This is a genomic window from Roseomonas haemaphysalidis (assembly GCF_017355405.1).
GTDB lineage: Bacteria > Pseudomonadota > Alphaproteobacteria > Acetobacterales > Acetobacteraceae > Pseudoroseomonas > Pseudoroseomonas haemaphysalidis.
The window spans coordinates 3,034,827-3,057,941 of sequence record NZ_CP061177.1 but is presented as its reverse complement, the minus strand read 5'-3'; the positions used below and the strand labels follow the sequence as shown (position 1 = coordinate 3,057,941).

The 23,115-nt window shown below is 72.2% G+C and carries 23 protein-coding genes; 8 read left to right on the top strand and 15 right to left on the bottom strand.

Annotated features, from left to right (window positions below; genetic code table 11):
* Positions 1-7: 7 nt before the first annotated feature.
* Positions 8-769 carry a transglycosylase SLT domain-containing protein gene (locus IAI59_RS14205; protein WP_207415676.1) on the bottom strand — a complete coding sequence of 254 codons (762 nt, stop codon included), beginning with the start codon at positions 767-769 and terminating at the stop codon, positions 8-10.
* Positions 770-895: 126 nt separating this feature from the next.
* Here IAI59_RS14205 and IAI59_RS14200 point away from each other — a divergent pair, with 126 nt between their 5' ends.
* Complete coding sequence (locus IAI59_RS14200; RefSeq protein ID WP_207415677.1) at positions 896-1,744, top strand: type 1 glutamine amidotransferase; 849 nt, start codon at positions 896-898, stop codon at positions 1,742-1,744.
* Positions 1,745-1,772: 28 nt separating this feature from the next.
* On the opposite strand, the gene IAI59_RS14195 is transcribed toward IAI59_RS14200, so the two are convergent.
* Together IAI59_RS14195 and IAI59_RS14190 are read right to left on the bottom strand one after the other, a co-directional pair.
* Complete coding sequence (locus IAI59_RS14195) at positions 1,773-2,366, bottom strand: transglycosylase SLT domain-containing protein (protein WP_207415678.1); 594 nt, start codon at positions 2,364-2,366, stop codon at positions 1,773-1,775.
* Between the two features lie 583 nt (positions 2,367-2,949).
* The gene (locus IAI59_RS14190; RefSeq protein ID WP_207415679.1) at positions 2,950-3,840 is read right to left on the bottom strand and encodes a LysR family transcriptional regulator; all 891 of its coding nucleotides are present in this window, start codon (positions 3,838-3,840) and stop codon (positions 2,950-2,952) included.
* A 144-nt stretch (positions 3,841-3,984) separates the two neighbouring features.
* Between IAI59_RS14190 and IAI59_RS14185 the strand changes: the two genes are divergently transcribed.
* The 3 genes from IAI59_RS14185 to IAI59_RS14175 are packed head-to-tail and all read left to right on the top strand — an operon-like array spanning position 3,985 to position 6,682.
* The gene (locus tag IAI59_RS14185; RefSeq protein ID WP_237180476.1) at positions 3,985-4,974 is read left to right on the top strand and encodes a Bug family tripartite tricarboxylate transporter substrate binding protein; all 990 of its coding nucleotides are present in this window, start codon (positions 3,985-3,987) and stop codon (positions 4,972-4,974) included.
* A 5-nt stretch (positions 4,975-4,979) separates the two neighbouring features.
* Complete coding sequence (locus IAI59_RS14180) at positions 4,980-6,371, top strand: acyclic terpene utilization AtuA family protein (protein ID WP_207415680.1); 1,392 nt, start codon at positions 4,980-4,982, stop codon at positions 6,369-6,371.
* Positions 6,368-6,682 (top strand): AtuA-related protein, encoded by a 315-nt coding sequence (locus IAI59_RS14175; RefSeq protein ID WP_207415681.1) that lies wholly within the window; start codon positions 6,368-6,370, stop codon positions 6,680-6,682. The genes IAI59_RS14180 and IAI59_RS14175 overlap by 4 nt, the downstream gene beginning before the upstream one ends.
* 32 nt (positions 6,683-6,714) lie before the next feature.
* On the opposite strand, the gene IAI59_RS14170 is transcribed toward IAI59_RS14175, so the two are convergent.
* The 6 genes from IAI59_RS14170 to IAI59_RS14145 all read right to left on the bottom strand — a co-directional run bounded on the left by IAI59_RS14170 (position 6,715) and on the right by IAI59_RS14145 (position 14,235).
* Positions 6,715-8,277 carry an ABC transporter substrate-binding protein gene (locus tag IAI59_RS14170; protein WP_207415682.1) on the bottom strand — a complete coding sequence of 521 codons (1,563 nt, stop codon included), beginning with the start codon at positions 8,275-8,277 and terminating at the stop codon, positions 6,715-6,717.
* Entirely contained in the window at positions 8,274-9,680 is a 1,407-nt protein-coding gene (locus IAI59_RS14165; RefSeq protein WP_207415683.1) for a M20/M25/M40 family metallo-hydrolase, read from the bottom strand. Before IAI59_RS14165 ends, IAI59_RS14170 begins: the two co-directional genes overlap by 4 nt.
* A complete protein-coding gene (locus IAI59_RS14160; protein ID WP_237180477.1) occupies positions 9,677-11,251 on the bottom strand; it encodes a GMC family oxidoreductase in 1,575 nt (524 codons plus the stop codon). Before IAI59_RS14160 ends, IAI59_RS14165 begins: the two co-directional genes overlap by 4 nt.
* 141 nt (positions 11,252-11,392) lie before the next feature.
* Entirely contained in the window at positions 11,393-12,328 is a 936-nt protein-coding gene (locus IAI59_RS14155) for a hypothetical protein (RefSeq protein WP_237180478.1), read from the bottom strand.
* A 105-nt stretch (positions 12,329-12,433) separates the two neighbouring features.
* Positions 12,434-12,616: a CsbD family protein gene (locus IAI59_RS14150; protein WP_207415684.1), complete on the bottom strand. Its 183-nt coding sequence runs from the start codon at positions 12,614-12,616 to the stop codon at positions 12,434-12,436.
* Positions 12,617-12,753: 137 nt separating this feature from the next.
* Positions 12,754-14,235 carry a PAS domain-containing protein gene (locus tag IAI59_RS14145; RefSeq protein ID WP_207415685.1) on the bottom strand — a complete coding sequence of 494 codons (1,482 nt, stop codon included), beginning with the start codon at positions 14,233-14,235 and terminating at the stop codon, positions 12,754-12,756.
* Between the two features lie 160 nt (positions 14,236-14,395).
* On the opposite strand from IAI59_RS14145, the gene IAI59_RS14140 reads away from it, so the two are divergent.
* Positions 14,396-14,821 (top strand): CsbD family protein, encoded by a 426-nt coding sequence (locus IAI59_RS14140; RefSeq protein WP_207415686.1) that lies wholly within the window; start codon positions 14,396-14,398, stop codon positions 14,819-14,821.
* Positions 14,822-14,891: 70 nt separating this feature from the next.
* On the opposite strand, the gene IAI59_RS14135 is transcribed toward IAI59_RS14140, so the two are convergent.
* Complete coding sequence (locus IAI59_RS14135; protein ID WP_207415687.1) at positions 14,892-15,839, bottom strand: alpha-E domain-containing protein; 948 nt, start codon at positions 15,837-15,839, stop codon at positions 14,892-14,894.
* Positions 15,839-17,401 carry a circularly permuted type 2 ATP-grasp protein gene (locus IAI59_RS14130; RefSeq protein ID WP_456315974.1) on the bottom strand — a complete coding sequence of 521 codons (1,563 nt, stop codon included), beginning with the start codon at positions 17,399-17,401 and terminating at the stop codon, positions 15,839-15,841. The genes IAI59_RS14135 and IAI59_RS14130 overlap by 1 nt, the downstream gene beginning before the upstream one ends.
* A gap of 87 nt (positions 17,402-17,488) precedes the next feature.
* On the opposite strand from IAI59_RS14130, the gene IAI59_RS14125 reads away from it, so the two are divergent.
* The gene (locus IAI59_RS14125; protein ID WP_237180479.1) at positions 17,489-18,277 is read left to right on the top strand and encodes a DUF1194 domain-containing protein; all 789 of its coding nucleotides are present in this window, start codon (positions 17,489-17,491) and stop codon (positions 18,275-18,277) included.
* Complete coding sequence (locus IAI59_RS14120) at positions 18,274-18,672, top strand: DUF4345 domain-containing protein (RefSeq protein WP_207415688.1); 399 nt, start codon at positions 18,274-18,276, stop codon at positions 18,670-18,672. Before IAI59_RS14125 ends, IAI59_RS14120 begins: the two co-directional genes overlap by 4 nt.
* On the opposite strand, the gene IAI59_RS14115 is transcribed toward IAI59_RS14120, so the two are convergent.
* The 3 genes from IAI59_RS14115 to IAI59_RS14105 all read right to left on the bottom strand — a co-directional run bounded on the left by IAI59_RS14115 (position 18,645) and on the right by IAI59_RS14105 (position 20,758).
* Positions 18,645-18,920, bottom strand: coding sequence for a hypothetical protein (locus tag IAI59_RS14115; protein ID WP_237181131.1), 276 nt, complete (start codon positions 18,918-18,920; stop codon positions 18,645-18,647). The two genes, IAI59_RS14120 and IAI59_RS14115, sit on opposite strands and share 28 nt — an antisense overlap.
* 32 nt (positions 18,921-18,952) lie before the next feature.
* Positions 18,953-20,266, bottom strand: a complete 1,314-nt coding sequence (locus tag IAI59_RS14110) for a DEAD/DEAH box helicase (protein WP_207415689.1) — start codon at positions 20,264-20,266, stop codon at positions 18,953-18,955.
* Between the two features lie 102 nt (positions 20,267-20,368).
* Positions 20,369-20,758, bottom strand: a complete 390-nt coding sequence (locus tag IAI59_RS14105; protein WP_207415690.1) for a cupin domain-containing protein — start codon at positions 20,756-20,758, stop codon at positions 20,369-20,371.
* A gap of 98 nt (positions 20,759-20,856) precedes the next feature.
* Between IAI59_RS14105 and IAI59_RS14100 the strand changes: the two genes are divergently transcribed.
* Complete coding sequence (locus IAI59_RS14100; RefSeq protein WP_237180480.1) at positions 20,857-22,320, top strand: DUF4403 family protein; 1,464 nt, start codon at positions 20,857-20,859, stop codon at positions 22,318-22,320.
* On the opposite strand, the gene IAI59_RS14095 is transcribed toward IAI59_RS14100, so the two are convergent.
* On the bottom strand, positions 22,298-23,083 hold the full coding sequence (locus IAI59_RS14095) for a prephenate dehydrogenase/arogenate dehydrogenase family protein (RefSeq protein WP_237180481.1): 786 nt from the start codon (positions 23,081-23,083) through the stop codon (positions 22,298-22,300). The two genes, IAI59_RS14100 and IAI59_RS14095, sit on opposite strands and share 23 nt — an antisense overlap.
* Between the last annotated feature and the right edge of the window lie 32 nt (positions 23,084-23,115).

Genomic DNA, 23,115 nt, shown 5'->3' with positions numbered 1-23,115 from the left:
AGGCGCCTCAGCGCCGGGCGGGGCGCAGGCAGGCCAGGCGGGGCCGGTTGCTGACCGGCGTGGCGGGGATGGCGCGGCGCCGGGCCTCGGGCGTCATGAAGCGCCGTGCCTCGGCCGCGCCGCCGAACATCAGCATCGGCGAAAGGCCGGGGGCGCAGATGCCGGCCATCAGGCCCGGCGGCAGCGGCACCCCGCCGCCGCCGTTGAAGGCCGCCCCCATGCGCGCCAGGGCGACGCGGCGGGAATAGGCGCCGCCCCGCTCGGTTTCGCCGGAATGGTAGCGGCCGATGGCGGTGCCCCAGTCGCCACTGCGGCCTCGCAGCTCCTTCAGGAAGCGCACGGCATAGCGGGCGTTGATCAGCGGGTCGAAGGCCGCGTCCAGGTCCGCGAAGGCATCCGGATGGTGCAGCAGGTTCACCTGCAGGCAGCCGACGTCGATGGAGCGCACGCCCCGCGCCTGCAATGCCTGCACCTCGGCGATGGCGGCGGCCTTGGTGGCGGGCGCGCGGCCCTCGCCGGCGGCATTGTAGGACCAGGGCCAGGGCTGCGGCGCCCCGGTGGGGCTGCGCCGGCCGCTTTCCACCAGCGCGATGGCACCCAGCAAGCCGGGCGGCACGCCGGACCCGGCCTCCGCCTGCGCGATGGCCGCGCGGCAGCGGCCCCAGTCGGCGGGTTGTTGCGCCAGGACGGGGCCGGCGCAGGCCCCCGCCGTGGCCAGGGCAATGGCGGCCAGCCGGAAGCGCCGGGGCAGGGAGGAGAGATGCGGCATCGCACCAAAGGTGGCGCCTGCGGGCGGCGGCGTCCAGCGCGGGGCGGGGGAACTCGGGCGCCGCCGGCACGTTGAACGGCAGCCCTCACACGCACGCGGCGCCACGGCAGTCGCGCAGGATCGTCCATGCCTCAGACCTTTCGCTTCCTTCTCGCCGAAAGCGAGCCGCGGGAAGCCCGCGAGCAGCGTCGCGAAAGCGCGGGCCGCAGCTCCGGCGAAAGCTACGCCGAGACACTGCGGCAGATGCAGCCTGACGCCCGCATCGACCTGGTGAAACCGGTGGAGGAAGCGGCGCCGGAGGACCTTCGCGCCTTTGACGCGGTGTTCCTGTGCGGCTCGCCGATGCATGTCTACGAGGATACGCCGGAGGTGCGGCGGATGCTGGACTTCACGCGGCGGGTCTTCGCCCAGGGCGTGCCGGCCTTCGGTTCCTGCGCCGGGTTGCAACTGGCGGTGGCGGCGGCGGGCGGCACGGTGCGCGAGCGCCGGCATGGGCAGGAAGCCGGCTTCGCCCGGCGCATCACGGCCACGGATGCGGGGCGCGGCCACCCGCTGCTGGCCGGCCGATCCATGGCCTGGGACGCGATCGCGATCCATGGCGACGAGGTGGACACCCTGCCGCCCGGCGCCGTGCTGCTGGCCGAAAGCGCCGGTACGCCGGTGCAGGCCGTGGAGATCCGCCAGGGCGAGGGGCTGTTCTGGGGCGTGCAATACCACCCGGAATTGTCGCTCAACGAGGTGGGGCCGGCGCTCGGGCGCCAGGCGGACACGCTGGTGGAAGACGGGCTGGCGCGGGACCGGAGCGGATTGGAAGCCTTTGCGCGGCGGGTGGATGCCCTGGCCGAGGAACCGGACCGGCGCGACCTGGCGTGGCAGCTGGGCCTGGACGGCCAGGTGACGGACACGGCGATGCGGCGGCTGGAACTGCGCAACTTCATCGACCGGCTGGCGGCGGCGCGGCGGGACGCGCGCTGAGCGCGCGCACCGCCGGTCCGTCGCGCCGCTAGTTGCCCGAGGCTTCGGCCAGTTCCAGCAGCGTCGTGCCGCTGTTGCGGACGCGGGCCATCTGGCCCCGGCCACAGCCGGTGCGTCCCAGCAGGGTGCTGCCCGGGTTCACCACCTGCAGCTTCGCCTCGACGCGGCACACCAGCTTGTTGGAGCTGGCCGGCGCGCCGCCGTTCCACAGCCGGATGGCATCGGCCCAGTTGCCGATGCGCTCGTACTGCGTCCGCAAGTGCCGGGCCGCCCAGTTGGCGGCGCGGCGCGGGTCCAGCGGCCAGTCGGAACCCGGGGCATGCACCCTGGCGTTGACCTGCACGCAGCCGGCCATCACAGATTGGCCAGCACTGGCCGATGCCAGCAACCGGCGGGCTTCCACGGCGCTTTCCGGATAGAAGGATCGGCCGCCGATATTCAACGCATGGGCGTGGAGGCCTGATTCGGCCAGGGCCACGGACACCAGCAGACCTTGCGGCAGGTCATAGGCGGCTTCCGCGGCGCGGGCGGCTTCCAGGCACTCGGATCGTGGTCCAGCTGCCTCGGCGGGCCTGGACACCAGGGTGGGAGCGCCGAGCGCGAAGGCCGTTGCAAAGGCCATGATCGCCAGCCGCGAAGGCTGCGACGATCGGGACCGGTGCGCGAGGCCCGCAACCCGGAGCGATGTGGCGCTCCGTGCGGAATTGCACGGGAACGCCGCGGATCTGCGCCGGTGCGGGGGCACCGGCCGGCTTTTCGCGGGCGTCATGGCTGCTCCGCTACCATGGCCGTTCCGGGAGGCAAAGCAAAAAGACCGGGCACCTAGCGAGACATGCGGGTACATTTATATAAAGATATCTGCATGTCGCTATGGCATTTTTGCCATCGTAGTGTGATATCCGTACGGTGCTTGTGCCAGCATTAGGAACTTTTATTGCTTGTGAGTCAGGTTGCAGTCCGCCGTGCCCATAGTCATTCGTCGCTTTATTGGACCACGCTGCTGCCGCGATCAGGCACTGTTGTGTCGCAGACACCACAATGATTTGCCTGACACTTCATGGCGTTACTCACCACACGTTTCAGTGATCAGGAAATAGGCAGAACTCAAAAATTCATGCTGTCCGGGCCGCTAGCCGTTGGCGCGATTCGTTGATCGACGCCGCGTCTACGTATTCGGGGTTAGTGGGAGTTGTTGGGCAGTTAGGTCAGCGCCTGACGGACGCCAGCAGCGATGCCGTCAGCGCTTCCGCCGCCGGGGACAGGCTGGCACCCGCCCGGCGCAGCAGCAGGATGTGGCGATGCATGGCGGGCGCATCGATCGGCCGTGTCTGCAGCGCCGGTGCCACCTGCAGGTCCACCGCCGTCGCCGGCAGCACGCCGATGCCAAGCCCGGCGCGAACCATGGCCACCGCCGTGCTCATGTAGGTCGCCTCGTAGGCTGGGCGCAGCACCAGCCCGGCGGCGGCGAAGGCGCACTCGGCCAGGGCATGTACGCTGCTGTCCGGGTCGGTCAGCACCAGCGGCTCGGCGGCCAGTTGCGCGGGGGTCAGCAGCGTGGCGGCGGCCAGCGGGTGGCCGGGGGGCAGCACGGCCACGAGATCGTCCTCGAACAAGGGCGTGGCGTGCAATTCAGCACTGGGTCCGGGCAGGGTGCCGATGCCGAGTTCGGCGGAGCCGTCGCGCACCTGCTCGGCCACCCGCCGGGTCACCGCGTCATGCACCAGCACCCGGATGCCCGGATGCTCGGCCCGCAGCCGCGCCAGGGCGCCGGGCAGCAGCGTGGCGGCGACCGATGGCAGCACAGCCAGCCGCACGCTGCCGGAGCGGCGCGTCGCCTGGTCGCGCGCGCCTTCCACCACGTGGTCCAGTTCTGTCAGCACGCGGTCGATGGATTGCGCCAGCCCCAGCCCGGTGGGGGTGGGCCGCGCGCCACGGGCCGAGCGGTCAAACAGCGTGAGGCCCAGCGTCTGTTCAAGCCCGCGGATCTGCACCGTGAGCGCAGGCTGGGACAGGTTCAGCCGGGCGGCGGCGCGGCCGAAGCTGCCGGTTTCCACCACCGCCGTCAGGGCGCGTAGCTGCCGCAGGGATATGGTCATAGCGGGAGGTTATGACTCACCCAAAAACATAGCAATTGCCTGATGGGCGCGGGGCGCCTTCACTGCTGGGCGAAGGGCCGCCAACAGGCCCGGTCATCGGCGGCCCCACCGGCCGCCGCCAGGAAGCGGCCAGGAGTTCTCGACATGCCCCCCATCACCGCCACCCGCCGTGCCCTGTTGGGCGCCGGCCTCGCCGCCGGGCTACTGCCCGCCGCCGGGGCGCGCGCGCAGGATGGCTGGCCGAACCGGCCCATCAAGCTGGTGGTGCCCTTCGGCGCCGGCACCAGCACGGACGTGATCGCGCGGCTGCTGGCGCAGCGCATGCAACCGCTGCTGGGCCAGCCGCTGGTGGTGGAGAACCGGGCCGGCGCCGGCGGCGTGGTGGGCAGCGACGCGGTGGCGAAATCGGCGCCCGATGGCTACACGCTGTGCATGGGCAGCATCGCCTCGCATTCGGTGAACATGTCGCTGATGCCGCAGATGCCCTACGACGTGATGCGCGACTTCACCATGATCTCGCTGGTGACGGAGGCGCCCAACCTCCTGGTGGTGTCGCAGTCCGTGCCGGCGCGCACGCTGCCCGAGTTCATCGAATGGGCCAAGAAGCAGCGCAACGGCGTCAGCTATGCCTCGGCCGGCAATGGCACCTCCTCCCACCTGGCGGGAGAGCTGCTGAAGATGAAGACCGGCGCGCCCTTCGTGCACGTGCCCTACCGCAGCGGCGCGCAGGCGGTGACGGACGTGATCGGCGGCACCGTGCCGATGACCATCTACCAGGTCACCGCCGTGCTGCCCTTCGTGAAGGAAGGGCGGCTCAAGGCGCTGGCCACCACCTCGGCCAAGCGGCTGGAGATGGTGCCGGAGGTGCCCACCGCGATCGAGCAGGGCATCACGGACTTCGACGTCGCCGCCTGGCACGGGCTGTTCGGCCCGGCCAAGCTGCCCGACCCGATCCGCGACCGCATCTACGCCGCGATGCGCGAAGCGCTGTTCGCGCCCGACCTCAAGGACCTGCTGTTCGCGCAGGGGCTGATCCCGATCGGCATGCCGCCCGCCGAGTTCCGCCCCTGGCTGGAAAAGGACATCGCCAAGTGGCGTGAGGTGGTGCGCGTGTCCGGCGCGACCGCGGATTGAGCGCGGTGCTCGGTTCCGACCCCAAGGCCCTGCTGCGCATCGGCTGCGGCTCCGGTTTTTCCGGCGACCGGCTGGACGCGCCCGGCCCGGTGGTGGAGGCGCTGGCCGCCGCTGGCGGCCCCGCCGCGCTGATGCTGGAGGTGCTGGGCGAGCGCACCCTGGCCCTGGCGCAGCGCGAGCGGCTGCAGGACCCCGGCGGCGGCTTCGAGCCGGCGCTGCTGGACCTGCTGCGGCCCATTCTGGCGCGCTGCGTGGCGGCGGGCATTCCCATCGTCACCAACGGCGGCGCCGCCAACCCGCGCGGCGCCGCCGCCGCCGTGCTGGGTTTGGCGCGGGAGCTGGCGCTGCCGGCGCTCCGCGTCGGCGTGGTGGAAGGCGACGACATCCGCGGCACGGACGCGCTGGCCGACCTCGACCCGTGGGAGGGTGATGCGGGGGCGGTGCTGGAAGCGGACAAGGTGATCGCCGCCAATGTGTATCTCGGCGCGGCGCCCATCGCGCAGGCGCTGCGCGGCGGCGCGCAGGTGGTGATCACCGGCCGCTGCTCCGACCCCGCCCTGGCGCTCGGCCCCATGCTGGCGCATTTCGGCTGGCGCGAGGACGACTGGGACCGGCTGGCGGCCGGCACCCTGGCCGGGCACCTGCTGGAATGCGGCTCGCAGGTCACGGGCGGCTACTTCGCTGACCCCGGCTGCAAGGATGTGGAAGGCATGGCCACGCTGGGCTTTCCCATCGCCGAGGTCAGCGCCGATGGCGGCATCCTGATCACCAAGCCCGCCGGCACCGGCGGCCGGGTGGACCGGCAGACCGTGACGGAGCAGCTCCTCTACGAATTGCACGATCCCGCAGCCTATCTGACGCCGGACGTGGTGCTGGACGTGACGGGCATCACCATGGTGCAGGAGGCGGCGGACCGCCTGCGCATCTACGGCGCGCATGGCCGCCCCCGGCCGCCGACGCTGAAGGCCACCGTCAGCCTGCCCGGCGGCTGGCTGGGCGAGGGCGAGATCTCCTACGCCGGCCCCAATGCCCGCGCGCGCGCCGAGCTGGCGGGGCGAACGCTGCTGGAGCGCATCCGGCTGCTCGGGCTGCGCGGCCAGTCGCGGCTGGACCTGATCGGCGTGGTCAGCGTGTTCGACGGCGATGGCGGCGGTTTGCGGGAGGCTTCGGCGGAAGCACCGGGCGACGTGCGGCTGCGGCTGGCCTTTGCCAGCGACAGCAAGGCCGATGCGGCGCGGGCCTCGCGCGAAGTGCTGTCGATGTATTGCTGCGGCCCGGCGGGCGGCGGCGGCGTGCGCCAGCGGGTGACGGACCGCATCCGCACCCTGTCCTTCCTGGTGCCGCGGGAACGTCTGGCGCCGCGCGTCACGATGATGGAGCTGGAGGGCGTCGCATGAGCACCCCGCTGCACGCGCTGGCGCATGCCCGCGCCGGCGACAAGGGCAACCGCCTGAACATCGCGCTGGTCGCGCATCGCGCCGGGGACTGGCCGCTGCTGGCCGCGCAGGTGACGGAGGCGAAGGTGCTGGCGCTGTTCGCGCATCGTGGCGCGACATCGGTGCGGCGCTTCGACCTGCCCGGCCTCGGCGCCTTCAACTTCGTGATCGAGGACGTGCTGCAAGGCGGCGTCAACGGCGCGCTGAACCTGGACGGGCACGGCAAGACGCTGTCGTTCCTGTTGCTGCAGATGCCGGTGGAGCGGGGCTGAGGCGGCGGGGGCCACGGCCCCCCCCCGCGCGGCTAGTCCTTGCTGATGTTCCAGTAGGCGATGACGGGCGAATTGAGCAGCCCCGCCACGTTGCTGCGGAAGGCCACCGGCTGCGTGGCCTGCCCCAGCAGGCGGTACGGGTTGACCACCGCCAGCCGCCGCTGCAGCGCGTCCAGAATGGCGGGCCGCTCGGCGGTGGGGGCGTTGGCGTAGCGGGTGCGCAGCGCCTCGACCTCCTCGTCGCAGGGCCAGCCGGCCAGGTTGCTGCGGTCGCAGGGCATGGCGGCGAAGATGTTGGTGCTGGGGGTCCAGGCCAGCACGCCGGGCATGCCGCTGACATAGATGTTCCAGCCGCCGGCATCGGGTGCGCCCTGGTTGGTGGTGCGGCTGACCACGCTGGCCCAGTCGCTCCATTCCACCTGCACGTTCAGCCCGGCCTGCCGCATGGCGTCCGACGCCACCTCGGCCATGGGGCCCATGTAGGAGATGTCGCGCGTGGCGGGCATGCGGATGGGCTCGCCCTTGTAGCCGGCCTCGGCCAGCAGCTGGCGCGCGCGGGCGAGGTTGGGCCCGAAGTCCTCCGCACCCGCCGTGGTGCCGTTGGGCGAACCGCAGACGAAGAACGAGTTGCAGGCCTGGAAGTAGGCGGCGTCGCCGTAGCCGGCGGACATCTGGTCGTCCTGGTTGATGATGTAGGACAGGGCCAGCCGGGCGCGCGGGTCGTTGAACGGCGGATACAGCGCGTTGGGCCGCAGTACCGCTTGGCTGGCCAGTTCCGTCAGCACCTGCAGCTTCACCTGCCGGTTGCCGCGCAGCAGGGGCAGCAGGTCGAAGGAGGGGCGTTCCAGGATGTCCACCTCGCCGGCCTGCAGGGCGCTGACGGCGGTGGCCTGGTCGGGCTGCACCTGGAACTCCACGCGGTCCACCTTGACCACGCGGCCGCCGGCGAGGCCATCCGGCGGTTCGTCGCGCGGCACGTAGTCGGGGTTGCGGTCGTAGACCACGCGGGCACCGCTGACGCGCAGGTCGGTATTGAAGCGGAAAGGGCCGGAGCCGATCACGGACGTGGCGGGCTTGCCCGGTTCCGGGATGTCCCGCGCGCGCATGATGACCGCGAAGTGGGACGGCGCGGCCGCCAGCGTGTCCAGCAGCCCGGGCACGGGCGCGGACAAGCGCCATTCAAAAGTCTTCGCATCCACCACGGTCATGGCGGTGGTGACGGCGGCGACCTTCCTGGCCATCGCGTCGATGCCCATCCAGCGGCGCAGGGAGGCGATCACGTCCTCCGTGGTGACGGGCGAGCCGTCGTGGAACTTCAGCCCGTCGCGCAGCGTGAAGCGCCAGGTGAGCCCGTCGGCCGAGGTGCTCCATTCCCGTGCCATCTGCGGCCGCGCCTGCAACTGGCTGTCCCATGCGAACAGGCTTTCCCAGACCATGGTGCCATGGATGGTGGAGATCCAGGCGGTGGTGAACAGCGGGTCGGTCACCGCCACGTCGGCCTGCGGCACCACGCGCAGCACCGTCAGCGGCGCCTGCGCGGCGGCGGGGGAAGCGAGCACGGCGAAGGCGAGCAGGGCGGCCTTGAAGCGGCTCATGGCACGGTGTCCTTCACATGGAACGCGGCGGGGTCCACCTGGCCCAGCTCCTGCAGCAGCATCACCCAGGCACGCAGCCCGAGCGGGATGGAGGACAGGCGAAAGAACTCGTTGGGTGCGTGCACGTCCTCGTCCGGCAGGCCGAAGGCGAACATCAGCGTCTCGATGCCCAGCAGCTTCTTGAACAGCGCGGTGATGGGCACCGTCGCGGCCAACCGCACCGGCACCGGGCGCTGGCCCAGCAACCGCTCCAGCACCGTGCTGCCGGCCCGCACCAGGGGGTGGGACAGCGGCAGGCTGGAAGCGGGCGAGCCGCCGCCCTGCACCGTGAACTCCACGCGCGCGCCGGGCGGGCACTGCGCGCGCAGGTGGGCCTGCACCAGCGCGCGGGCCTCGGCCGGGTCCTGGCCGGCCACCAGCCGCATGGTCAGCTTGGCGCGCGCCTCGCGCGGGATCACGGTCTTGGCGCCGGGGCCGGTGTAGCCGCCCCACAGGCCGTTGACGTCGATGGAAGGGCGCAGCGTCAGCCGCTCCCGCAGGGTGTAGCCCGGCTCGCCCAGCGGCGCGGCGCCGACCTCGGCGCAGAATTCCGCCTCGTCCACCGGAAAGGCGGCGGTGTCGTTTCGCGCCTGGTTGGACGGTGGTGCCACACTGTCCAGGTAGCCGGCAACCGCGATGCGGCCTTCCGCGTCGTGCAGGGTGGCCACCAGCTTGGCCATCTCGTGCAGCGCGTTGCGCACGGCCCCGCCATACTTTCCGGAATGCAGGTCCTTGGCGGCGGTGGAAAGCTTCACCTCGAAGCCCGTGTTGCCGCGCGCGCCGACATTGATGGTGGGAATGGTGCGGCTGGCGCGGCCGCCATCGGCGGACAGCATGGCGTCCGCCCGCAGCAGCGTGCCGAACTTCGCGACGATGGCGGGCAGGGTGGGGCTGCCGACTTCCTCCTCGCCTTCCAGAAACAGCTTGATGTTGACGGGGCAGCCGCCGGGCTGGCGCAGCCATGCCTCCACGGCGGCGATGGCGATGACGGAGGAGCCCTTGTCGTCCGAGGCGCCGCGGCCGAACAGGCAGCCATCGCGCTCCGTCGGCTCGAAGGGCGGGCTGGTCCATTCCTCCACCGGGTCCGGCGGCTGCACGTCGTAATGGCCGTAGATCAGCAGGGTGGGCTTGCCCGGCGCGCCGCTCCAGCTGCCGTAGAGCGCGGGGTGGCCGCCGCCATCCAGCTCCTGCACCTCGTCCAGCCCCATGTCGCGGAACCAGTCCAGCAGGTAGGCGCGGGCGGCCCGCATGCCGGGCTCGAAGGACGGGTCGGTGCTGACGCTGGGCAGGCGGATCAGCGCTTCCAGCCGGGCGCGGACGGCATCGGCCCGCGCGGCCAGGGCATCGGCGACAGTGTCGCTCATGCCGCGTTGCCCAGCCGGTCGGCCATGCGCTCGGCGATGGCGACCGTGGTTAGGTGGGTGTTGGCGCGCGGCACCTCGGGCATGATGGAGGCATCGACCACCCGCAGCCCGGTGCAGCCCAGCACGCGGCATTCGCTGTCCACCACGCTGCGCGGGTCATCCTCCGCGCCCATGCGGCAGGTGCCGCTGGCGTGCTGCGCGTCGCCGACCTCCCCGAACAGCCAGTCGTCCAGCTCCGCATCGCTCAGCGCATCTTCCATGGAGCGGCCGGACACGCCGTATTCGGCACGGTGCGCGACGCGCCGCACGCCGTCCGACAGGCAGATCTCGCGCAGGCGGCGCACGCCGTCGCGCATGCGCAGGAGGTCGCGCTCGTCGGACAGCATGCGCTCCTCCACCGCCGGGTCCACGGCGGGGTCGGTGGTGGTGATGCGCACATGGCCCTGGCTGAAAGCCTGGTACACGGACACGGCGATGCGCCCGCGCGTGGAATCCGGCCCATTCTTGCTCAGCGCCGCGCCGGCCAGGTTGCCGGCGATCATGATCATGTCGTTGTCGCCCGCGCCGCCGAGGCCGGAGCCGTAGCGCAGGCAGCAGTTGGTGTGGCGGTGCATCAGCGTGCCCACCTGGGAGTCGTCGCGCAGGTGCAGAAAGGCGCCGACGATGGGGTGGTCCAGAAGATTCTCGCCCACCGGAAGGTCGGCCCGCACCGCGATGCCGAGCTTTTCCAGCAGCGCCGCGGGACCGATGCCGGAGCGTTGCAGGATGGCGGGGGAATGGATGGCGCCGGCGCAAAGGATGACCTCGCGCCGCGCGCGGGGGCGATGGGTTTCGCCGTTGACGCGCACCTGCACGCCGCTGGCGTGCGGGCGGTTGCCTTCCAGCAGGATGCCTTCCACCATCGCGTGCCCGACGATCCGCAGGTTGGCGCGCCCGCGCGCCGGCTCCAGGTAGCCGTCGTTAGTGGACACGCGGCGCCCGGCGATGCTGTTGATGGCGTAGGGCGAGGCACCGGTGCCGGTGGGGGCGTTGTGGTCCTCGCACCAGCCGTAGCCGAGGGCCAGCGAGGCATCGCGCAGGGCGCGGTCCACGTTGCCCCAGTCTTCCATCGGCGCCCGGTAGACCGGGATCGGCCCGCTGTCGCCATGGTACGGCGCGTCGGGGAAGTTCTTGTCGGTTTCCAGCTTGCGAAAATACGGCAGCATCGCATCCCAGCCCCAGCCGGCGCAGCCCGCCGCTTCCCAGCGGTTTAGGTCGTCCGGCACGGCGCGGATGGCGATCTGCCCGTTGATGGTGGAACTGCCGCCCATGGCGCGGCCACGCCACAACAGGCGCGGCTCCTGCCGCTCGGTGCGCCGCGCCATCAGGGCGGGCCAGCGGAAGTCGTCGTCGCCGATGGCGCGCATCGGGTTGGGGATCTGGATATGCTCGGGCGTGTCGGCGGTGCGCAGGTCCTGCCCGGCTTCCAGCAGCAACACGCGGTGGGCCGGGTCCTCGCTCAGCCGCGCGGCGAGCGTGGCGCCGGCGGAGCCGCCGCCGATGACGATGGTATCGTATTCGGCTTCCATCATTCCTGACCGTTCCACCCTGTTCATCAGACCAGAGTGGACGCGATCCCCGCCGCTGGGAAGCCTGCGCGGGCCAGCAGACATTCCGAACGCGGCCGCCCCGGCGCCGATGCGAAATCGGCGGGAGCGGCCGCTGCCGGATGGTCAGGCCACCGTGGTGCCGTAGGCCACGGCGTGGTCACGGGTGCCGCGGCGCGCGCCGACCACCGCCGCGACCAGCCCGAGCAGCATGGTCAGGAAGATGGAGAACGATGCCACGGAAGCGCCCTTGGCGGCGGCGTCGGCCGCCTCGCGGGCACGCTGCTCGGCCTGCTGAACAGCCTGCTGCGCCTGCTGCTCGGCCTGCGTCACGCGCTGCTGCGCGTCCTGCGGGCTGATGTTGTATTCCGCCGCGACCAGGGCGTTCAGGCGCTCGCGGTCGGGGGCGGACAGGTTGCCATCGGTGACGCGGCGGCCCACTAGGGTCGCCATCTCGGCCTTGCGCTGGTCCGAGGTCATGGAAGCGGGCGGGTTGCCGGTGCCGGACAGCGCGTTCTGCGCGCGATCGATGATCGACTGCGTGGCGGACTGGATGGTGCCCGTGCTGGTGCGGTTGGCCACCTGCTCGCCGGCGGTGGAGGCCACGGAGCCCGCGCCACGCGCGATGCCGCCGACGGCGCTGGCGATGCCGTTGGTGGCGGTGGAGGCGACGCCGGACACCAGGTTGCCCAGCAGCACGGCCGAGATCAGGAACGAGGTCGCCCACATGGTCATGCCGTGCAGCGTCGCGTCGGTGCTGCTGGCGGTGCCGGACAGGCGCGCCGCGACATAGCCGCCGAGCCCCAGGCCGATCAGGTTGGACACCAGCAGCCACACGCCGGCGCCGATGCCGAAGCTCGATGCGTTGGGCGTGGAACGGGCGGTGGCGTCGACCAGGGTCGCGCCCACGGCGGCGCCCAGCACGTTCAGCATCAGACCCACGGCCAGTGCGACGATGGCACCGGCGAAGATCGCGCCCCAGGACACGCGGCGCAACAGGGAACCGACGGCGGCGGCGGGCGCCGTGCCGGCGGGCACCTGCCCACGATAGGTGGAGGACATAAGCTTGCTCCTTCGGGCCGCGCGGAACGGCGGCCAATATCGCGAAAGGGCCCGGCGGGGCGCCGAGCCGGTTGGTTGTGGTCGATCGTGGGCGGGGCGCGACCGCTACTTGCGGGCGATGTCGCGCACCGTGTCCTTGATGCCGCCGGCGGTGTTCTGCACCTTGCCCTCGGCCTTCTGCGCGGCGCCTTCGGCCTGCGTCTTGCTGTCGCCGGTGAGCTTGCCAAAGGCTTCCTTCACGGAACCCACGGCCTGCTTGGCGGCGCCTTCGATGCGGTCCTTGTCCATCCCGGTTTCCCCTGCTGGCCCATGGCGCGAGCGGCGTCATGGCTGTTGTGGAACCAGCGGATGCGGCGCGAGTTGCGCCGGCACGTTGCGAACGGGGTTCGGCTGCACCCGCTCAATGGATGCGGCGGCATCAGATCCTACTGGCCGTCTTCCTGGCCCATGCCCCGCTCGCGCGCCCAAACGATGAGCTGCCCGCGCGAGCCGACGCCGAGGCGCCGGTACAACCGGTTGATGTGGTTGCGCACCGTGACGCGGCCGAGCCCCAGCCGCTCCGCGATGGCGCCGTCGTCCAGCCCCTGGGACACCAGGACCAGCACTTCCCGCGCCCGCTTCGGCAGGCCGGACAGGGCGGGGGCGGGCACGTCCTGCGGCCGGTCGGATGCGGTGCGCGCCAGGTGGTCCAGCACCATGGCGCGGATGGCACCAGCATCCGTCATCACGGCGGCCACCGCCGCCGCGACATCCGCCCTGGTCCTGGCGCGCTCCGGCGCGCGGGGGGCCACCAGCAGCATGCAGCGCTGCCCGCCCAGCTCCACCACGGCGGCGGATACCAGGCAGGCCAGCGGGGCGCCGTCCTGCACGTGCAGCACGGCGTCCTCGTCGGCCAGGCGGCCGTCGCGGCGGAAGCGCTCGGCCAGGCGGGCGGCGGCGGCGGGGTCGGCCCACAGGGGCAAGTCGCGGGCCAGGCGCCCCACCACGTCGGCTTCCGCGCGGCGGGTGTCGCGGCAAAAGGCGTCGTTGGCCAGCAGAACGCGGAAGTCGTCCCCGGTCATCAGCAGCGCCGGCGCGGGCAGGGCGCGAAAGGCCAGGGCGTAGCGTTCCTCGCTGTGGCGCAGCGCCACCTCGGCACGGCGGCGCAGGTCCAGATCGGCAAAGGTGAACAGCATGCAGGCGGTGCTGCCGATGTCGATCGGCTGGCCGGCCAGCACGACGCATTTCTTGCGCCCGTCCGGCAATTGCAGCGTCGCCTCCATCTGCGGGATGGTGCGGCCCTCGCGCAGCCGTTCCACCGCCAGCTCACGCCGCGCGGCGCCTTCCAGCACGTCCACGTCATAGGCCGAGCGGCCGACCACCTGATCCTCGCGGAAGCCCGTCATTTCCAGAAAGCCGCGGTTGACGCGGATGTGGCGCAGGTCGGACAGGCGCAGGATCAGCGCGGGGGCGGGGTTGGCGTTGAAGGCGCGCTCGAACCGCTCCTCCGCATCGAAGCGCTCCGTCTCGTCGCGCAGGATCAGCACCAGGAGGTCCGGCACGCCGTGCTTGTCCGTCAGCACCAGGCTGCGGATGCGGTGGGTCCATTGCGCGTCCGGCTCGCCGGCCCGCGCCACCTCGACCACCACCTCGTCGAAGGCCTCGCCGGCCATGACGCGTTCCAGCGGATATTCGCCTTCCGGCAGGTGGTGGCGGTTGCGGTAGCGCAGCTCGAACCGCTCGCGGTAGCCGGTGGCGGTGCCGCCCAGCGCCTCGACATCCGACACGCCGTGCATCGCCAGGGCCGGCTGGTTGGCCCAGACGATGCGCTGGTCGGTGTCGATCAGGATCACGCCGTCGCTGACGCCGGCGACGATGGAGCGGAGCTGCTGGGTGTCGGCATGGGTGGGGGAGCCAGGGAGGGCCATGCGCCGCAAACGGGCGAGGCGGCGCAGAGTTGATGCGGGCGCACCTGTTTGCGGGATGCTCCGGAACCTGTGAGCCAGATGAGGATTTGGCAAGCTGGATGACCGTGCGGCCTGCCCGGGCGTTGCAATGCCGTCCACCAGTTCACAGGAGACCAGGGCAATGAACGAAGACCGGATCAAGGGCGCGGCCGACAAGGCGGGCGGCAGCATCAAGGAAACCCTCGGCAACGCCACGGGCGACGGCGGCATGCAGGCCGACGGCGTCTTGGACAAGGCCGCCGGCACCGCCCGGAACGCCTTCGGTCAGGCCAAGGATGCCGCCAACGACGCGGCGCAGGCGCTGTCCGGCAAGGCCAGCGAGTTGGCCGGCGAGGGCCCGGGGCCCTTGCTCGACCGGGTGGGCGACAAGGCCAGCGAATACGGCCGCGACGCCCGGGACGCGGTGGTGGCCGGGGCATCCGGCGCCGCGCATGTGGTGCGCGGGTTCCCGCTGGTCACCCTGGGCCTGGTGGCCGTGGTGGCGTTTCTGGCCGGCCGCGTGACGGCGCCCCAGCCGAAGGCCTGGTACAACCGCGACTGGCGCTGACGCCGCCGGGGGCCGCCCCGGGCGGCCCCATGGCGAAGCGCCCCGCTCGTGTGGCCGGCCGGCGGCGGTATCAGGAACGCTGGCCGGACAGGTAGAAGGCGCCGATCTCGCGCCCCAGCGCGATGTTGCGGTCGATGGTGCCGGTCAGGAAGTCGTGCAGCCCGCCGGCCAGAACAGCGTCCACCTTGCCCTGCCGCATCTGCGCATGCAGCGCCGCCGCCAGCGCGTGGCATTCGCCGCGCGTGCCGCCGTTGTTGTCCGCGATCGCGTCCAGCACCGCTTCCACGTTGCGATAGCAGGCGAGCAGCGAGCGGGGCAGCTCCTGCCGCAGCAGCAGCAGCTCTGCCACCAGATGCGGCTGCAGCCGGGCGTGGAACACGTGCTGGTAGGCGCGCAGCGCGGACACGGAGCGCAGCACCGCCTGCCACTGCGCGTATTGCGCGGCATCGCCTTCCGCCGCCGGGGTGAAAGCGGCGTGGCGCACGTCCAGCAGCCGCGCGGTGTTGTCGGCGCGCTCCAGCATGGTGCCCAGGTGCACGAAGCGCCAGGCGTCGTCGCGCAGCATGGTGTCGGTCGCGGCGCCGTTGAACAGCAGGGCGCGCGACTTCACCCAGTCCAGAAAGCCCGGCAGGCGGTCGCCGCGGATGACGGAAGGGTCGAGCCGGCGGAACTCGATCCAGGTGTCGTTGATAGCTTCCCACATGTCCACCGTCAGCGCGGTGCGCACGGTGCGGGCATTGCGCCGCCCGGCTTCCACGCAGGCGGCGATGCCGGACGGGTTGTCCAGGTCCAGCGTCAGCCAGTGGACCACCGCCTCGGCATTGGCATGGGCGTGCTTGGCGCTGAAGCCGGGCTCGGAGCCGGTGGCGATCAGCAGCGCGCGCCATTCATTGTCGGCGGCCAGTGGCTGCGCCAGCATGGCCATGCGCAGCGTGGCGGCGAGCCCGCGCGCCACGTTGCCCGCGCGTTCGGAATAGCGGCCGAGCCAGAACAGGCAGTCGGCGGTGCGGGACAGCATCAGGCGTTGCCCTGGGTCTGGCTGCCGGGCGTTTGCGACTGCGTCATGCCGCCCAACGTCTGGCTTTGCGCCATGGCGGCGGCGTCCGGCGGCGCGGGCAGGGCGAGCTGCGCGGCATCCGGCGGGTCCTCCAGCAGCACCCAGGTGTCCTTGGTGCCGCCGCCCTGCGAGGAGTTCACCACCAGCGAGCCCTGCCGCAGGGCCACGCGGGTCAGCCCGCCCGGCACCATGCGCACGCTTTTGCCGAACAGCACAAAGGGCCGCAGGTCCACATGGCGCGGGCCGATGCCATCCTCTCCCAGCGTCGGCACGGTGGACAGCGCCAGGGTCGGCTGCGCGATGTAGTCGCCCGGCCGCGCCCGGATGCGCGCCGCGAAGTCGTCCCGCTGCTCCTGCGTGGCATGCGGGCCGACCAGCATGCCGTAGCCGCCGGAGCCGCGCGCCAGCTTCACCACCAGCTTGTCCAGGTTGGCCAGCACGTAGTCCTGGTCCGCCGGCCGCTCGCACATGAAGGTCGGCACGTTGGACAGGATCGGTTCCTCCTTCAGGTAGAAGCGCACCATCTCGGGCACGTAGGGATAGACGGCCTTGTCGTCGGCGATGCCGGTGCCGGGCGCGTTGGCCAGCGCCACGTTGCCGGCGCGATAGGCCGCCATCAGCCCGGGCACGCCCACCACGCTGTCGGCGCGAAAGCATTCGGGGTCCAGGAACTCGTCGTCGATGCGGCGGTAGATGACGTCCACCTGCTTCGGCCCGGCGGTGGTGCGCATGAACACCGCTTCGTCGCGCACAAACAGGTCGGCGCCTTCCACCAGTTCCACGCCCATCTCGTCGGCCAGAAAGGAGTGCTCGTAATAGGCGCTGTTGTAGGGCCCCGGCGTCAGCACCACCACGCAGGGCTCGGCGCCGCAGCGGGCGGGGGCGATGGACTTCAGCGTTTCCAGCAGCTCTTCCGGGTAGTGGCTGACGGGGGCGATGCGGTGGCGGGCGCAGATCTCCGGAAACAGCCGGAACATCGCCTCGCGGTTTTCCAGCATGTAGGACACGCCGGACGGCGTGCGGCAATTGTCTTCCAGCACATAGAAGTTATCCGGCCCGGTGCGCACCAGGTCGATGCCACTGATCACGGTCCAGACGCCGCCCGGCGGCGTGAAGCCCTGCATCTGCGGCAGAAAGCCCTCGTTCTCCAGCACCAGGGCCGCGGGGATGCGCCCGGCCTCGATGATCTCGCGCTTGCCGTAGACGTCGGACAGAAAGGCGTTGAGCGCGCGCACCCGCTGCTCCAGCCCCTGGCTCAGCCGCTCCCACTCGTCGCGGGCAAGGATGCGGGGGATGACGTCGAAGGGGATCAGCCGCTCCGGGTCGCCGCCCTCCGTATACACCGCGAAGGTGACGCCGATGCGGCGGAACAGCGTTTCCGCTTCCAGCCGCTTCTGTTCCAGCGCGGCCTCGCCCGTGGTGTCGAGAAAGCGGGCCATCTCCGCATAGGGGGTCCGGATGGCGCCCTCGGCGTGCATCTCGTCGAAGGCGGCGGCGGGGCGGGAGGAAGGTCGTTCTGGCACGGTTGGTTCCGTCTTCCTCGGCTGGGATGGTCCATTGCGACTTGAGCAAGGCTTTGGGGTGACGCGCAAGCGGCCCGGATCGTTTCATTGCCCGCCGCAGGGCGGGGCGGCGCCCTGTCTGCCCAAAGCCTGCCCAGCCTGCCCGCGCGCATGGCGTTGACAGCAACCCCGGCGCCGCCGACCCTGGATGTCCGCCGCAAGGACCGCCGCATGCTGCGCCGCCAGATGCTCGCCGTGCCCGCGCTGATCGCCGCCACCCCGGCCCGGGCCGCCGACCCCGTGGACCTGCTGCTGGTGCTGGCGATCGATGCCTCCGGCAGCATCGACGCCGAGGAATTCCGCCTGCAGCGCGAGGGCTGCGCCGAGGCGCTGGCGCATCCCTCCGTGCTGGCGGCCATCCGGGGCGGGCCGCAGGGCGCCATCGGCATCGCGCTGGTGGAATGGGGGGCGCCGGGCGGTGCGGCCACGGTGGTGGACTGGCGGCGGGTGGCCGATGCCGCGGGTGCGCTGGCGGCGGGCGATGCCATCCGCGCCGCGCCGCGGTCCCGGCAAAGCTGGAACGCCATCGGCGACGCCATCGACCACGCGGCCCGGCTGATCGCCGCCGCGCCCTTCGTGGCGGACGAGAAGGTGATCGACCTGTCGGGCGATGCGCCGGACATGCGGGGCCTGCGCCGCGCGCCCGAAGCGCGGGACAGCGCGGTGGCCGCCGGCATCACCGTCAACGGCCTGGCCATCCTGGGCGGCACGCCGGGGCTGGCGGAGATCTACGGGCGCGAGGTGATCGGCGGCCCCGGCGCCTTTGTGATGACCGCCGAGGGCCGGGCGGATTTCGCCCGCGCGATGCGCGCCAAGCTGGTGCGGGAGATCGCATGAAGGAACTGCTGGCGGTGCGCTGCGCCATTGCCCTCGGCGGCTGCGTGCCGGTCTTCGCGGGGCTGGCGGGGGTGCTGCTGGGCCTGGAGATGGTGGGCGCGGACAGCGCGCCGCCCGGCGCCGACAGCCACTTCCGCTACCTATCCGGGCTGCTGCTGGGTCTGGGGCTGGGGTTCTGGAGCTGCATTCCCGCGTTGCCGCGCCGCGCCGGGCGCATGCGGCTGCTGACGGCGGTGGTGGTGGCGGGCGGGCTGGGGCGGCTGCTGGGCGTGCTGCTGCACGGCTGGCCGGACACGCCGATGTCGCTGGCATTGGGGATGGAGCTGGTGGTCACGCCGCTGCTGTGCTGGTGGCAGGGGCGGGTGGCCTACAGGGCGGCGAACCAGTCCGCATAGGGCGTGTTGCGTGCCATGTGGCGGTTGTAGTCGGGCGCGCCGTCGTCCCACCAGGGGGCGCCACGCTCGCCCAGGGCGTGCTTGGCGGCATCCACGCGAAGGCGGGCGGCTTCGCGCGCCGCCTCGTCGCCGGCGCGCATCGCCACGCCCTTGGCGCGGCGGGCGGCCATCAGCTCGCGCTGCAGCTCGGCCCGCCGCTCCGGCGCCAGGGCCGGGTTGGCGCAGCGCCACAGGCGGCCGCGCACCACGAAGTAGCGGCCGTCCGGGGTGGTCGGGTACTTCAGGCCGCGCGCCGGCGGTTGTTCTGCTGCGCCGCGCGGCGGGCGGCCAGCTTCTCTTCCTCCGTCCAGTTGCGGCCTTCGCGCTTCTGCTGCGGCTGCTGCTGCGGGCGCGGCCCGCGGTTGCCGCCGCCGCCGCCCAGCACGGGCGGGCGCATGGTGGAGTTGGCCGAGGCCTCGGAATGCCAGGGGTGGTCGTCGTCGCGCTCGATCGCGCCCTTGGTTTCGCGCTCCACGGCGCGCAGCCAGGCGCGCTGCTCCGCCTCGCACAGCGACACGGCGTAGCCCGACCGGCCGGCGCGCGCGGTGCGGCCGATGCGGTGCACGTAGCTTTCAGCGATGTTGGGCAGGTCGTAGTTCACCACATGCGTGACGTCATCGATGTCGATGCCGCGCGCCGCGATGTCGGTGGCCACCAGCACGCGCACCGAGTTGTCGCGGAAGGCGGCCAGCGCGCGCTCGCGCTGGCCCTGGCTGCGGTTGCCGTGCAGCGCCTCGGCCGGGATGCCGGCCTCGTTGAGGAACAGCGCCACCTGGTTGGCGGTGCTTTTCTGCAGCGTGAACACCACGGACTGGCCGACCTCGGGGCGCTTCAGCACATGCAGCAGGGCGGGGCGCTTGTTGTGCGCGTCCACGAACATCACCGACTGCGCGATGCGCGCGACCACGGTCGACGGCGGGGTGATCTGCACCTTCGCGGGGTCGCTCAGCAGGCGGGCGGCGAGCGTCGCGATGGTGGCCGGCATGGTGGCGGAGAACAGCAGCGTGTGGCGCGCGCGGGGCAACAGGCCCACGATGCGCTCGATCGGCTTGGCGAAGCCCATGTCCAGCATCTGGTCGGCTTCGTCCAGCACCAGCACCTCGACCTGCGACAGGTCGCACAGCCGCTGGCCGACGAGGTCGAGCAACCGGCCCGGCGCCGCCACCAGCACGTCCACGCCCGGCTTCAGCGCCGCCACCTGGTTGCCCTGGCCGACGCCGCCGAACACGGTGGTGACGCGGATGTTCAGGTGCCGGCCCATGGCGGAAAAGGAAGCCGCGATCTGCGACACCAGCTCGCGCGTCGGCGCCAGCACCAGCACCCGGGCGCCGCCGCGCGGGGGCGCGCGGCGGTCGGTGGCCAGGCGGTGCAGGATGGGCAGGGCAAAGGCGGCGGTCTTGCCGGTGCCGGTCTGCGCCATGCCCAGAAGGTCACGGCCCTGCATCAGCAGCGGAATGGCGCCGGCCTGGATCGGGGTCGGGGTGCTATACCCTTCCTCGACCAGCGCGCGCATCAGGGGCTCGGCGAGGCCGAGTTCATGGAAAGAAACGGTCATGGTGGAAACAGCGCCTCCAGGCGCGGGAAGCGCCGGGGCGCAGGACAGGAGGCGGCCTTGTATGCACGATGTTGCAGTGCGTCAATCGAATTGCACGCCGCGTTACGCCGGTGACGCGAGCGGCTTGTCCTTGTCCACCACATAGGTCGCGAACAGCCGGGTGGCCGCCGGGCCGTTGGTGCCGCCATGGGGCACGCCGGCCGGCACCAGAAAGCTGTCACCCTTGCTCAGCGTCAGCGGCTGGCCGTCGATCTCGAAGTTCAGCGAGCCGTCCAACACCACGCTGCCTTCCTGCCCCGGGTGGGTGTGGCGGGCGATCAGCGCGCCCGGCGCCAAGTCCACGAAAGCCTGGATGGTCACCATGTTGGTGCCCTCCAGCGGCACCTGCCGCAGCACCGTGCGCGTCACCGCGGTCTGCGCCCCGCCCGGCGCGGCGATGAGGCCGAGGCCCGCGCACAGGGCGCAGCCGGCAAAGAGTCTGCGGGACAGCATGGCTGCATCCTTCATCGAAACAACTCCAGGCTAGGCCGCCCGGCGTACTGGCGGAAGCCGTTTCCCCCGGTATCCTTTGCGCCATGGAACGAGGCTGGATGTCGCGCCGCCGGCGCTGGGTTTGGGGCGTGGGGTTCGGCTCGGCGCTGCTGGCGCTGGCCGGTGGCGTGCTGTGGCTGCAGGGGCGGGACGCCGCGCTGAACGCGGCCCCTGCGCGCCGCGCCGCCGTGCTGGCCCTGCCGGCGCAGGACAGCGCGGTGGCGCTGGGGCTGCGGCTGCCCTTCACGCTGCTGCGGCAGGCGGCCGAGCGCGCTATGCCCGCGAGCTTCCATCTGGCCGCAGAGCCGGGCGCGGACACGCCCTATGACATCACCATCCGGCGCGGTGCCATCACGCTGGAGGAGGCCGGTGGCCGGCTGCGCGCCACCCTGGCGCTGACGGTGGACGGCACCGCCGGCACGGGCGGCGGGCTGGCGCGGTTTCTCGGCCTGGACCGCAATCCCATCGACGCGGCGGCGGAGGTGCAGGCGGTGCTGGGCGTCGGCCTGGACCGGGACTGGTGCCCCAGGCTGGACGTGAAGGTGGACTACCGCTGGACCCGCGCGCCACGGCTGGAGATCGTCGGTGGCTGGTGGATCGACATCGAGGAACGGGTGCGCGCGCAGGTGCAAACCGCGCTGGCCGGCCTGCCGGCGCAGCTGGACGCGCTGCTGCCCTGCAACACGGTGCGCGCGCAGGCGCTGGCGCTGTGGGACCCGCGCAGCATCCGCGTGCAGCTGCCCGCAGCGCCGCCGCTGTTCATCGGCATCGCGCCGCAATCCGTGGGGCTCTCGGAGGTGGCGGTGGAAGCGCGCGACCTGCGGCTGGTGCTGGGGCTGCGGGCGCGCACCACCATCGGTTCGACGCCGCCTCCGAAAGCGCCGCCGGGCTTTCTGCCGCCGCTGGAAGCGCTGCCGGCGGGCAGCGCCGCGCGGGATGGCCGCCTGCGGCTGTCGATCCCGGTGCGCGCCGGCTACGACATGATCCGCGACTGGCTGATGCGCGAGTTCGGCCGGCAGGACATTCCGGTCGAGACGCCGCTGGGAACGGTGGGGCTGCGGGTGACGGAAATCTTCGTCTACCCCAGCGCGCCGGCCATCACGCTGGATGTCGGCTTCCGCGCCGACCTGCCTGGGCGCTGGCCGGACACCGCCGGGCGCGTGACCATCTCGGCCGAGCCGGTGCTGGAACAGGACGGCACGCGCATCCGGCTGCGCGACGTCAAGATCGGGCGGGACGTGGACAGCCTGGTGTGGTCGGCGCTGACCCTGGCCTTTGAGCAGCGGATCCGCGCCTGGGTGGAGGAGGTCGCCGTCTACGACCTGAAGCCCGCCATGGACGATGCCATGGCCGAGCTGCGCCGCCGCCTGTCCGACCCCGCCTTCACCGGCGGGCTGGCGGTGACGCTGACCCGCCCGGCGCTGCGGCTGGAGCGGGTGGTGCCGGAAAACGACGCGCTGGCCATCCTGGGCACCGCCGAGGCGGGGGTGGAGGCGGAGGTCAGGGCGCTGCCGGTGCCGTGAGGCCGCCCAGAACGCTTGCGGTGGCGTCCGCGAAACGGGCTCGCACCTCGGCCGCGAAGGGGTTGTCCCGCGCGATGGTGCGGAACAGCGCATCCGAGTCATGGCGCACGGTTTCCACCATGCGGTCCAGGTGGCCGTAGGTGGTGGTGCGCAGCGCCAGCGGCGGCAGGTCCATGGCCACCACGATGCGCGACACGATGTGCGTCAGGCCCTGCACATAGGCCATCTGGCGGTCGTGCTCCTCCGCCGTCGTCACCACCACGTCCAGGCCGAAGGCGCGGGCCAGCACGCGGGGCGCCAGCCGCGCCAGCCGGCCCCGCGCGCGGCCGGGCACGGGGCAAAGGGCCAGTTGCAGCCCGGCGATGCCGGCACGGCCGCTTTGCGGGCCGAACAGCGGGTGGGTGCCCAGCAGGTCCACCGCCGGCGGCAGCAGCTCCGCCAGCAGCGCCAGCGGCGCCACCTTCAGGGAACACACGTCGACCACCAGCGTGCCGGGCCGCAGCAGCGGCGCCATGGCCTCCGCCACGCCGCGCATGGCCGCCAGCGGCACCGCCAGCACCACGATCTCCTGCGCCGCCGCCTCGGCCAGCGTGGCGCCGCGGCCGGGCAGGTCGGGCCGCCCCGGGTCATGCACCACCACGTCGCACAGCCGCGACAGGTACGGGGCGATAAAGGCGCCGAAAGCGCCGTGGCCGATCAGCCCCAGGCGCGGCCGCGGGCGGAGGCGTTTCAGGCCGGTGGGCTGGGTGGCTGTGTCGAGCATGATGTCCCTCGGGTCAGGCGGAGCGCCGGGGC